This window comes from Streptomyces hygroscopicus, assembly GCF_026168105.1.
GTDB classification, from domain to species: domain Bacteria; phylum Actinomycetota; class Actinomycetes; order Streptomycetales; family Streptomycetaceae; genus Streptomyces; species Streptomyces hygroscopicus_D.
In genome coordinates this window covers 331154-342720 of the sequence record NZ_LBMW01000002.1, presented here as the reverse complement: position 1 = coordinate 342720, position 11567 = coordinate 331154, and the positions used below count along the sequence as shown (strand labels likewise).

General features: G+C 70.5%; 9 protein-coding genes. 5 read left to right on the top strand and 4 right to left on the bottom strand.

The window, feature by feature from the left end; translation table 11 throughout:
* The first annotated feature begins 521 nt into the window (after positions 1 to 521).
* Together AAW14_RS03880 and ptsP are read left to right on the top strand one after the other, a co-directional pair.
* The gene (locus AAW14_RS03880; protein ID WP_265559858.1) at positions 522 to 971 is read left to right on the top strand and encodes a PTS sugar transporter subunit IIA; all 450 of its coding nucleotides are present in this window, start codon (positions 522 to 524) and stop codon (positions 969 to 971) included.
* Between the two features lie 78 nt (positions 972 to 1049).
* A complete protein-coding gene (gene ptsP, locus AAW14_RS03875) occupies positions 1050 to 2720 on the top strand; it encodes a phosphoenolpyruvate--protein phosphotransferase (protein ID WP_265559856.1) in 1671 nt (556 codons plus the stop codon).
* A gap of 96 nt (positions 2721 to 2816) precedes the next feature.
* Here ptsP and AAW14_RS03870 read toward each other — a convergent pair whose 3' ends face one another.
* Together AAW14_RS03870 and AAW14_RS03865 are read right to left on the bottom strand one after the other, a co-directional pair.
* Positions 2817 to 3710 (bottom strand): hypothetical protein, encoded by an 894-nt coding sequence (locus AAW14_RS03870; protein ID WP_265559854.1) that lies wholly within the window; start codon positions 3708 to 3710, stop codon positions 2817 to 2819.
* An 83-nt stretch (positions 3711 to 3793) separates the two neighbouring features.
* Positions 3794 to 5761 (bottom strand): acetoacetate--CoA ligase, encoded by a 1968-nt coding sequence (locus AAW14_RS03865; RefSeq protein WP_265559853.1) that lies wholly within the window; start codon positions 5759 to 5761, stop codon positions 3794 to 3796.
* A 211-nt stretch (positions 5762 to 5972) separates the two neighbouring features.
* Here AAW14_RS03865 and AAW14_RS03860 point away from each other — a divergent pair, with 211 nt between their 5' ends.
* Positions 5973 to 8339 (top strand): TIM-barrel domain-containing protein, encoded by a 2367-nt coding sequence (locus AAW14_RS03860; protein ID WP_265559851.1) that lies wholly within the window; start codon positions 5973 to 5975, stop codon positions 8337 to 8339.
* A 69-nt stretch (positions 8340 to 8408) separates the two neighbouring features.
* Here AAW14_RS03860 and AAW14_RS03855 read toward each other — a convergent pair whose 3' ends face one another.
* Both AAW14_RS03855 and AAW14_RS03850 read right to left on the bottom strand, forming a co-directional pair.
* Positions 8409 to 8945 carry an NUDIX domain-containing protein gene (locus tag AAW14_RS03855; RefSeq protein WP_265559848.1) on the bottom strand — a complete coding sequence of 179 codons (537 nt, stop codon included), beginning with the start codon at positions 8943 to 8945 and terminating at the stop codon, positions 8409 to 8411.
* 46 nt (positions 8946 to 8991) lie between these two features.
* The gene (locus AAW14_RS03850; protein WP_265559846.1) at positions 8992 to 9801 is read right to left on the bottom strand and encodes a M15 family metallopeptidase; all 810 of its coding nucleotides are present in this window, start codon (positions 9799 to 9801) and stop codon (positions 8992 to 8994) included.
* Between the two features lie 150 nt (positions 9802 to 9951).
* On the opposite strand from AAW14_RS03850, the gene AAW14_RS03845 reads away from it, so the two are divergent.
* Positions 9952 to 10377, top strand: a complete 426-nt coding sequence (locus tag AAW14_RS03845) for a Zn-ribbon domain-containing OB-fold protein (RefSeq protein WP_265559903.1) — start codon at positions 9952 to 9954, stop codon at positions 10375 to 10377.
* A complete protein-coding gene (locus AAW14_RS03840; protein ID WP_265559844.1) occupies positions 10374 to 11564 on the top strand; it encodes a lipid-transfer protein in 1191 nt (396 codons plus the stop codon). The genes AAW14_RS03845 and AAW14_RS03840 overlap by 4 nt, the downstream gene beginning before the upstream one ends.
* Positions 11565 to 11567 lie beyond the last annotated feature (3 nt).

Below are 11567 nucleotides of genomic sequence, written 5' to 3'. Positions count from 1 at the left end.
GGGAGGAATAGTCCCGACCGTTCACAGCGTCCTCGCTGTGTTTTACTTCAAAGGAACCTCGCCCCAGCAGAGCTGGAGACGGGGTATCAACATATCTGGCGTTGACTTTTGGCACGCTGTTGAGTTCTCAAGGAACGGACGCTTCCTTCGTACTCACCCGAGAGACTCTCTCAGGCTTTCCTCCGGGCGCTTCCCTTCGGTGCTCCCAACTCTATCAGCGTTTTTCCGTCTCTCTGACCACCGTTCTGCGGGCATGCAGAAGGGCCCCCGAGAGAGGATCCGACAAGTTGGGTGCTGCCAGGCAAGGACGCTTGTTCGCATCACTCGGCCTCAGGCAGGGCTACGACTGTACACGGGGCCGCGGACGAGGTGCAAATCGATTACGGGACGCTCCGGGGGGGGCGCCAACCGCTACGTCTCGCGCGGAACCCGCAGTTCATATGACATACGCTGCACAGCAGTGCGCCGTCCGGGACAGGCAGTGACGGCCCATTTGGATCTCCACCCCTGGGAGGCTTCCCATGACCACCGTGACGTCCCCTCTCGCAGGACGCGCGATCGGACTGGCCGCAGTGCCCGACCCCGTCTTCTCAGGAGCGATGGTCGGGCCCGGCGTTGCGATCGACCCCGCGCGTGAGCCCCTCGAGGCCGTCTCCCCCGTGGACGGGGTCATCGTTTCGCTTCACCCGCACGCCTTCGTCGTGGTCGACGGTGAAGGCCACGGTGTGCTGACCCACCTCGGCATCGACACCGTGCAGCTCAACGGCGAGGGCTTCGAGCTGCTCGTCAACAAGGGTGACACCGTCACGCGAGGTCAGGCCATCGTGCGCTGGAACCCTGCCGCCGTCGAGCAGGCCGGGAAGTCTCCGGTGTGCCCGGTGGTGGCGCTCGAGGCCACGGCCGATTCCCTCTCCGGTCTCCGTGAGGACGGCGATGTGAAGGCAGGCGACCAGCTCTTCGCCTGGCAGTGATGTCAGCGCCGTACGGAACGGCAGAACAGACAACCATCGCGGTGGCGATACCCGCCGCATGATTCGGAGACGGGTGAGATGGAGACAACGCTGCGAGGCGTCGGTGTGAGCCACGGTGTGGCGATCGGCGAGGTCCGGCACATGGGGACGGCGGTGCTCGAGCCCCCGGCGAAGCAGATTCCGGCACAGGACGCGGAGCGCGAACAGGGGCGCGCCCGCCAGGCCGTGGATGCTGTGGCCGCCGATCTTGTCGCGCGCGGCAATCTGGCGGGTGGCGAGGCGCAGGCAGTCCTTGAGGCTCAGGCGCTGATGGCCCAGGACCCGGAGCTGATGGCGGATGTGGACCGTCGTATCGCCGTCGGCAGCACGGCGGAGCGCGCGGTCTACGACGCGTTCGCCGCATACCGTGAGCTGCTGGCGAACGCCGGGGAGTACCTGGCCGGACGGGTGGCCGACCTCGACGACGTGCGGAATCGTATCGTCGCACGCCTGCTCGGGGTGCCCATGCCAGGTGTTCCGGACAGCGACGAGCCGTACGTCCTTGTCGCCCGTGACCTCGCGCCCGCGGACACTGCCCTGCTCGACCCGGCCCTGGTGCTCGGCTTCGTCACCGAGGAGGGCGGCCCTACCAGCCACAGCGCGATCCTGGCGCGGGCACTCGGTGTTCCGGCCGTCGTGGCGCTGCCTGGCGCGGGTGAGCTCGCCGAGGGCACGGTGATCGCCGTCGACGGCAGCACCGGCGAGATCTTCGTGAACCCGAGCGACGAGAAGCAGACGCAGCTCGAGGCCGCGGCCGCCGAGCGCAAGGCCGCCCTCGCGGCCTCGACCGGGCCTGGTGCCACCGCCGACGGTCACAAGATGCCGCTGCTGGCGAACATCGGCGGTCCCGCGGATGTCCCGGCCGCTGTCGAGGCCGGGGCCGAAGGTGTCGGTCTGTTCCGTACGGAGTTCCTGTTCCTGGACGACAACAAGAACGCGCCGTCCGAGGAGAAGCAGGTCGAGGCGTACCGGCAGGTCCTCGAGGCCTTCCCCGAGGGCCGTGTCGTGGTCCGGGTGCTGGATGCCGGTGCGGACAAGCCGCTGGACTTCCTGACCCCGTCGGACGAGCCGAACCCGGCGCTGGGCGTGCGTGGTCTGCGGGCGCTGCTCGATCACCCCGAGGTGCTGCGCACGCAGCTGACCGCACTCGCCAGGGCCGCGGCGGGGCTGCCGGTCTACCTCGAGGTCATGGCGCCGATGGTCGCCGACCGCGTCGACGCGAAGGCGTTCGCCGACGCGTGCCGTGAGGCCGGGCTGCAGGCGAAGTTCGGTGCCATGGTGGAGATTCCGTCGGCGGCTCTGCGGGCGCGCGCGATCCTGCAGGAGGTCGAGTTCCTCTCGCTGGGCACCAATGATCTGGCGCAGTACACGTTCGCCGCGGACCGTCAGGTCGGTGCGGTGTCGCGTCTGCAGGATCCGTGGCAGCCGGCGCTGCTCGACCTGGTCGCACTGTCCGCGGAGGCGGCCAGCGCCGAGGGCAAGACCTGCGGCGTCTGTGGTGAGGCCGCATCGGACCCGCTGCTCGCGTGTGTCCTGACCGGTCTGGGTGTCACCTCCCTGTCCATGGGCGCGGCGTCGATTCCCTATGTCCGCGCCACGCTGGCGAAGTACACGCTGGCGCAGTGCGAGCGTGCCGCGGCGGCCGCGCGTGCCGCCGACACCGCCGATGAGGCGCGCCGGGCGGCTCAGGCGGTGCTGTCCGGCGAGTAGCCGGGACGGGTCGTCGCTCCGGGCGTCGTGGTGAGGGGCACTCCACCTGCGGGTGGGGTGCCCCTCACCCCTTTTCGTGCGGGTGACCTGTCGGCTTCAGTGACTGTGGCCCGTGGGGTCGGTGTCGATTCCGAGGTCGGGTGGGGCGCAGTAGTCGACGTCGGACTCCGGGGAGACCAGGTCTCCGGACTCGATGTCGGTGCAGTAGGCGTCGAAGACCTCTGCCGCGGTGAGCGGTTCCAGGCGTTCTCCGCGCAGGCGCCAGCCGTAGACACGGTCCGCGGTGCCGGGTGCGGTGGTGCGCATGACGAGTCCGCCGGCGCTGTGGGTGGCGATACCCAGCGCGAGGACGGAGGTGAATTCGAGTGCCTCTGTTTCGTCGATGCGGGTCGTGCCGTCGGGGTCCTGGTCGGCGTGGAGGACCGCGACGAGTGTCTCGGGTGCCGCCGAGACGCTGCACACGAGGTGCCGGTGGCCGGGGCTGGCGGTGTCGAGGATGCGGGTGAGGAGCCGGGAGGCCTGAGCGAAGGCGGCGCGTCCGATGTCCTCGCCGCACGAGGCACAGCTGCCGAGGTGGGCGAGCACCGTGGTCGCGTACTGCCAGGCGGCCTGACGTACGGCTTCGTCGACCAGTTCCGGGACGAGTTCGGCCAGTGGCTGTCCCTCGTACGGGACGGTCGCTCCGGTGGCGGCCAGTTCCGCCGTGAAGCGGGTGCGGCTGGCCGGGGCGTCCGGTTCCAGGCCGCCCTCGGCGCAGTAGTCGGCGTACTCCTGTGGGTCGAAGAGGGCGACCGTGGTGTGGCTGCCCTGGGCGGCGAGGGTCTTGAGCAGGTGTTCGACCTGCTGGAGGTAGGCGGTGTGGTCGTCGAAGGCGAAGGTGCGGTAGCGCCGCATCGCGATGAAGTCGTGTTCATCGGTCAACAGGCCGATGGTGCCCGCGATTTCGCGGCGCAGGACGCGTCGGATCGCCCGGTTCTCGGTGTGCGCCATTTTTCCCCCTACGTACAGTCGATCATTCCTCACTCACAGTAATCGAAGCCACTGACAATGCCTTCGACGGGGGCGAACGGTGGTCAGGCTCGCTTGCGGGCCAGGTCCTCGTAGAAGTGCAGCAGGTCGAGGTTGTCGACGGAGCCCGGATTGACGGCCTTCTCCAAGGGGGTCCCCTGAAGAAGTCGTTTGACCGGGACCTCGATGCGCTTGCCGGTGAGGGTGTGCGGGACGCCCGGGACCTCGATGATCTCGTCGGGTACGTGACGGGGTGAGAGCTCCTCGCGGATGGTCCGCTTGATGCGGTTCAGGAGGGTGTCGTCCAGGACGACACCGTCGGCCAGGTGGACGAAGAGGGGCATCCAGTAGCCGCCGTCGGTCTGTTCGATGCCGATGACGAGGGACTCCTTGATCTCGGGGAGGCGCTCGACGGCTTCGTAGATGTCGGCCGACCCCATACGGACGCCCTGGCGGTTGAGCGTGGAGTCCGAACGGCCATGGATGATCACCGAACCGCGGGAGGTGACGGTGATCCAGTCGCCGTGGCGCCAAACGCCCGGATACATGTCGAAGTAGCTGTCGTGGTAGCGGCTGCCGTCGGGGTCGTTCCAGAAGCGGACCGGCATGGAGGGCATCGGGTTGGTGACGACCAGCTCGCCGACCTCGTCGATCAGGGGTTCGCCGCTGGGGTCCCAGGACTGCAGGTCGGTGCCGAGGCCGGGCGCCTGGAGTTCGCCGATCCAGACCGGGAGGGTCGGTACGGCTCCGGCGAAGCAGGAGCACACGTCCGTACCGCCGCTCACGGAGGCGATCCACAGGTCGTCGCGTACCTCGTCGTGGAGCCAGGCGAAGCCGTCCGGCGGCAGCGGCGAGCCGGTCGTGGCCACGCACTGCACGCGGGCGAGGTCGTAGTCGCGCACCGGGTGCACGCCGGCCTTGCGGCAGGCCATGACGTACGCGGCGGAGGTGCCGAAGAGCGTGGCCCCGGTGCGCTCGGCAACGCGCCACTGGGCGCCGGTGCCGGGATGCCCGGGGCTGCCGTCGTACAGGACGATCGTGGTGCCCGTCAGGAGGCCGGAGACGAGGAAGTTCCACATCATCCAGCCGGTGGACGTGTACCAGAAGAGGCGGTCCCCGGGGCCGAGGTCGCAGTGCAGGCCGAGCTGCTTGAGGTGCTCGACCAGGATGCCGCCCTGGGACTGGACGATGGCCTTGGGCAGACCGGTGGTGCCCGAGGAGTACAGCACCCACAGCGGGTGGTCGAACGGGACCTGTTCGAAGACGGGCTCGACGTCCGCCGACGTCAGGGCCGACCACTCCAGGGCGCCTTCGGGGGCTTCGGTGCCGAGCAGCGGGATATGGACGACGGCGCGCAGGGTGGGCAGTTCGCGGCGCAGCTCGGCGACGGTCTCGCGGCGGTCGTGGTCCTTGCCTCCGTAGCGGTAGCCGTCGACCGTGAACAGGACGACGGGCTCGACCTGCTGGAAGCGGTCCAGGACGCTGCGGGCGCCGAAGTCGGGTGCGCAGGAGGTCCACACGCCTCCGACCGCGGCTGTGGCGAGGAGGGCGACGACGGCCTGCGGGATGTTGGGGAGGTACCCGCTGACTCGGTCTCCAGGGCGTACACCGAGGGCGCGCAGTTCGGCGGCGAGGGAGCCGACCTGGCGGCGCAGCTCGGACCAGCTGACCGGGCGGGGCTCGTGGGTCTCGTCGAGGGCCAGGACGGCTGGTTCGTCGGCATGCGTGGCCGCCGCCCGGAGGGCGTGTTCGGCGTAGTTCAGGGTCGCCCCGGGGAACCATTCCGCGCCCGGCATGGAGCGGTTGCCGAGCACGCGCGCGTAAGGCGCGGAGAACCGGACGTCGAACCACTCGGTGACGGCCTTCCAGAAGGTGTCCAGTTCGGCCACGGACCAGCGGTGCAGGGCCGCATAGCCGCCCTCGGAAGGGGCCCCGTGGTGTTCGGCCGCCCAGGCCTGGAACCTGGTGATCTGGGCCCGGGCGATGCGGTCGGCATCGGGCTGCCAGAGTGGCGTGGGGTTCGCTGAGGTCATGGGCCTGCTCCCGGACTGTGCGCGTCGTGTGCGTGGGTCGCGCACGAGCGGGGTGTGCGCGTACGCGGCTGACACGGACGATGCCATGTGATCGACTTCTGCACCAGGGTGTGCCACACATAGTCGGCGTCGTGGACGTGTTCTCTCGCCACGGGTGAACGACAGTTGAACGGCGCACCCGTACGGGGACGTCAATGGCAGGGTGAGCAGCATGGACGGTCGTGACCTGGTGCGTTCGGTGAAGGCGGTCGGTTCGGGAGGTGCGGCACAGGGCCTGCGCACCATGCGGGCCGCATGGCGCAGAAGGCGTGCCGACGCCAGCGGCCTGCCGCGACGGCGTGCGGAGCGGGCGCGGGTGCCCGGCCCCGTGCAGGACGTGGAGCCGGGAACGGGCGGCGGGGTCGTACGCTTCGCCCGGACCGAGCTTCGGATCACGGTCGCGGTGAACGGTGCCGTGTTCTGGGGCTGGGACGGGGCCGGCCCGGAGCCTTCCTACGCACTCGCGGGCCACGGCCCCGAGCCGGATCCGCGGGCGGTGCTGGAGCCGGACAAGGACGGCGGCTGGCGGGTCGTGGCGGAGCGCGTCACGGTCGTGGTGTCGCGGCACGGCGCGATCGAGGTGCGTACGCCCGGCGGGGTCACCCTGCGCCGGGATCTGCCGCCCCGGTGGTGGGAGCCGGCGGACGGGGGCGGCGCGCGCTGGATGCAGCGGTCGGAAGTCCTGCCGGACGCACGGTTCTTCGGGCTCGGCGGGCGGGCAGCGGGACCACGGTTGCGGAACGGGACGTACCGGCTGTGGAACACGGACCCTGGACGCCCCTTCGGGCCCGGTGACGACCCCCTGTACATCACCATGCCGGTGCAGATGGTGGTCGCCGACGCTGCCACGCACCTGGTGTTCCACGACACCTCGTGGGACGGCATGGTGACGTTGCGCGAGGGCGAGGAGGGCGCAGGATCGGGGCACGACCGGCCGGGGACCTGTGACCTGCGGATGGACGGCGGGCCGCTGCGCTGCTGGGTGATGGTGGGCACCCCCGCGCGCGTGCTGCTCGTCTGGGCGTCCCTGACGGGGGCTGCCGCCCTGCCGCCGGCCTGGGCGCTGGGTCACCATCATGCGCGGTGGGGCTTCGGCAGTGAGCAGGAGGTGCGGCGGATCGTCGCCGGCTACCAGGAGCGCGGTCTTCCGCTCGACGCCGTGCATCTGGACATCGACCACTACGACGGCCACCGGGTGTTCACGGTCGACCGGGAGCGCTTTCCGAAGCTGCCGGTGCTGGCCGAGGAGCTGCGCCGGGACGGGATCCGTCTGGTGTCGATCGTGGACCCGGCGGTCAAGGCCGAGCCCGGTCATTCCGTGTACGACAGCGGTGGCGCCGAGGACGTGTTCGTGCGGAACGCCTCGGGCCGGCTCGTCGAAGGGGTCGTATGGCCCGGGGAGGCGGTCTACCCCGACTTCACGCACGCGGGCGTGCGCACCTGGTGGGGCGGACTCTACGAGGAACGTCTCGCGCAGGGCTTCGCGGGATTCTGGCACGACATGAACGAGCCGGTGTCGTTCACGGCCTTCGGGGAGAAGACCCTGCCCCGTTCGGCCCGGCACGCGCTGGAGGGGCGGGGCGGTGACCACAGGGAGGCCCACAACGTGTACGCGCTGTGCATGGCCCGTGCCGGGTACGAGGGCCTGCGCGACCTGGTCCCCGAGGAGCGGCCGTTCCTCTTCTCGCGCTCGGGGTGGGCGGGAATGCAGCGCTACGGGGGGACCTGGTCCGGGGACGTGGCCACGGGCTGGCCCGGACTGCGTGCCTCGCTGTCACTCGTGGTGGGTCTCGGTCTGTGCGGGGTCCCCTATTCCGGGCCGGACGTGGGCGGCTTCGACGGAAGTCCGTCGCCGGAGCTGTATCTGCGCTGGTTCCAGCTGGCCTCGTACCTGCCGCTGTTCCGTACCCACGCGAGTATCCGGGCAGGGCGCCGGGAGCCCTGGGAGTTCGGCGACGACGTCCTCGAGCACGCGCGCGTGGCGCTCGTCGAACGGCGCCGCCTGCTGCCGTACTTCGTCACACTGGCGCATCTGGCACGCCGCACCGGTGCGCCCTATGTGCGGCCCCTGTGGTGGGGCGCGCCGGAGGACCGGGCGCTGAGGGACTGCGAGGACACCTTCCTGCTCGGGGACGGCCTGCTGGTGGCACCGGTGCTGGATCCCGGCGCGGTCCGGCGGACGGTGCCGCTGCCGCGGGGGCGCTGGTACGACACGGTGACCGAGCAGGCGTACCAAGGGCCGGGTCAGGTGGTGATCGACGCCCCCCTGGGGCGGATTCCGGTGCTCGCGCGCGCGGGCACCGTCCTGCCCGTGCGGGGTGAGGACGGCGGCTTGGAGCTGGAGGTCTGGGCACCCGAGCGAGGGCGGTCCGGGGGCGGGCTGGTGGTGCCTGACGCGGGCGACGGCTGGGACGAGCCGGAGATCGAACGGTATGTGACGCGGTGGAAGGGCCGGCGGGTGGTGGTCCGGCGGGAGGGGGCCGAGGGCCGGAGCGAGTCCGCGTATCCGGTGCGTGTGCGGGGCCTCGGCTCGGGGTGAGGCGGCGGCACGCGGTGCCGTCCCCGGCCGTGGCGCGGCGGGACGCGCAAGGGCCGTCCCGCCCGCGGCTCACACGTAGCGCCCCTCGAACCATCCCTGCACCGCCAGCGTGTGCAGCGGGAAGGCGAGTTCGGCCGGTCGGCGCAGCAGGTGCCAGCCCTCGGTCTCGTCCGTGCCGGCGGACGGCGGCAGGTCCGCGGCCGGACGCTCGGGGAGGAGCCCGAACAGCAGCAAGTGACCGTCGGGTGAGCTCATCGCGTCGACGAGCCGCACGTCCCGGGCGGCTGCGTCGATGCCCGTCTCCTCCTTCAGCTCACGCACGACGGCATGCCGCCAGTCCTCCCTGTGGTCGATGAACCCTCCGGGCAGGGCGATGCCGCCGCGTGCGGGACGGATCGTGCGGGTGATGACGACCAGGGCCGAGCCCTTGGTGTCGTACACGGGCTGGAGGGCCACCGCTACGGGCAGCGGATTGCGGTAGGCCACCGTGCCGCACGCGGCGCAGGTGCGCGGCCAGCCGGAGACGCCTTCTCCGTAGGACGCCCCACAACCGGAGCAGTGGGAGTCCGGCACGGAGCCGGCGGATGGGAACGAGGATTCGGACACGGGGCGGACTGTAGCCGATCACCGGGAGGGCGTCTTCCGGGGCGGTTCAGTGGTGGGAGGTGAGCGAGTTCATGGAGACCGGGAAGTCGAAGTACGTGTCCGGGTAAGGCTCCGGCTTGTAGGTGTAGTGCCACCACTCCTCGGCCAGGTTGACGAAACCGAGGCCCTCGAGCGTGCCCTTCAGGAGCTGCCGGTCGGCACGCTGCTCGCCGACGATCCGGGGGTCGTCGGTGTGGGCGAGGGTGTCGAAGCAGTCGAATCCCGTCCCCATGTCGACGGAGTTGTCCGGGAAGCGCTCGCTCTTGGGGGCATAGCACGGCACGAGCGGTTCGCCCGGAACATAGGGCCGGGTCGGCCCGGCCGGAAGCCGCACGATCGTCAGGTCCATGGTGGAGCCCCGGCTGTGGCCCGACTTCGCCGCGATGTAGCCGTCCGCGAACAGGCGGGTCTTGTCGACCTGCGGATAGAACTCGGTCTGCATCCTCCGGTCGTCGAGGTCCTTTGCCCACCGCACGAAGTGGTCGACGGCGCGCTGGGGCCGGTAGCAGTCGTAGACCTTGAGTGTGTAGCCCTTGCGGAGCAGCTTCGTCTGCGCCTTGTGTAGGGCTTCGGCGGCCGGGCGGGTGAGGATGCACAGGGGCTGGCGGTAGCCATCGATGCGTTCGCCGACGAAGTTGTGCGGGGTGAAGTAGCGGATCTCCTGGAGGATCGTCCGGTCCACGGATCTCAGCGCCACGAAGTCCTCGGGGGCCTTGGGTTCGGGCGTGGCCCGGGCGGTGGCGGAAGCGGACGCGACGGCCAGAAGTGCGGCGAACGCGGTGACGAGACCTCGTACCGCGACAGAGAGACATGTCATGCCCACTCCATTTATCAGCCAAGAGTTCCGACGGGGAAGCACAGATGCGGCCCTCCGTGACGGCTGCCGATTTCCGGCCGCCCGTGGCACACTTCTGACGAGTCGTCAGATTAGATACCGGGAGGGGCCATGTCGCGTACCCGCACCCCCGTGGTGGCCGGATGGTTCACCGGCGAGGGGGACGAGTTCCGTCTCGTCGGCACGCGCTGTTCGGCGTGCCGGTCGGTCTTCTTCCCGCGGGAGGACGTCTTCTGCCGCAATCCCGGGTGCGAGGGCGGGGATCTCGTCGCGGTGTCACTGTCCGGACGAGGACGAATCTGGTCGTACACCGACACCCGGTACCGACCTCCGTCACCCTATGTGACGAATCCGGAACTTCCGTGGGAGCCCTACGCGTTGATCGCGGTGGAACTGGAAGCAGAGCGGATCGTCGTGCTCGGGCAGGCGGTTCCGGGGGTGACCGTCGCCGATCTGGCGGTGGGCATGGAGGTGGAGGTCGTCCCCGGAGTGCTGAGCGAGGACACGGAGACCATCTGGACGACATGGCACTGGCGGCCGACGGGGGTGGCGGTATGACGGACGACGTGGCGGTGCTCGGCGCGGGCATGCATCCCTGGGGGAAATGGGGACGCGGCTTCGCCGTGTACGGGACGGCGGCAGCGCGTGCGGCGCTCGCCGACGCCGGGCTCGACCGGCGGGACATCGGCTCGATCGTGGGCGCGGACACGGTGCGGGGCGGCTATCCCGGGTACGTGGCGGGAGCGACGTTCGCCAAGGCTCTCGGCTGGCAGGGGGCTCGGGTCACGAGTGTGTACGCGGCGTGCGCGTCGGGCGCTCAGGCCATCGGCACGGCACGGGCGCAGATCCTCGCGGGACTCTCGGACGTGGTGCTCGTGATCGGTGCGGACTCGGCGCCCAAGGGGTTCTTCCGCCCGGCGGGCGGGGACCGGCCCGACGATCCGGACTGGCTGCGGTTCCGGGTGCTCGGAGCCACGAATCCGGCGTACTTCGGGCTGTACGCACGTCGGCGGATGGCCATGCACGGGGACACCGTCGACGACTTCGCCCGCGTCAAGGTGAAGAACGCGACCGCGGGAGCCCTCAACCCGAACGCCCGCTATCGCAAGCGGGTCACCGCCGAGGAGGTCGCCGCCTCCGCGGTCGTGGCCGATCCCCTCCGGCTGCTCGACATCTGCGCGACCTCGGACGGCGGGGCGGCACTCGTGCTGTCGAGCATGGCGTTCGCGCGACGGCACGGAGCGACGGATCCGGTGCGGATCCGGGCGGTGTCGACGATCACGCCCCGCTACCCCAACACCGTTCTGGACCTGCCCGACATCGCCACGGACTCGGCCGTGGCGGTGGAGCCGACGGGTGAGACGTTCCGCGCGTCGATCGTGCGGGCCGCGTACGACGAGGCGGGGACCGGGCCCGAGGACCTCTCCCTCGCCGAGGTCTACGACCTGTCCACCGCCCTGGAGTTGCAGTGGTACGAGGACCTGGGCCTGTGCGGGGAGGGTGAGGCGGCGAAGCTGCTGCGGGACGGGGCCACGACGCTCGGCGGGCGGATACCCGTCAATGCGAGCGGCGGGCTGGCGTCCTTCGGAGAGGCCGTTCCGGCTCAGGCGATCGCCCAGGTGTGCGAGCTGACCTGGCAGTTGCGGGGCGGCGCGGGCGACCGGCAGGTGGCGGGAGCCCGGGTCGGGATCAGCGCGAACCAGGGGCTGTTCGGACATGGGTCCGCCGTGATCGCGGTGCGGTGATCG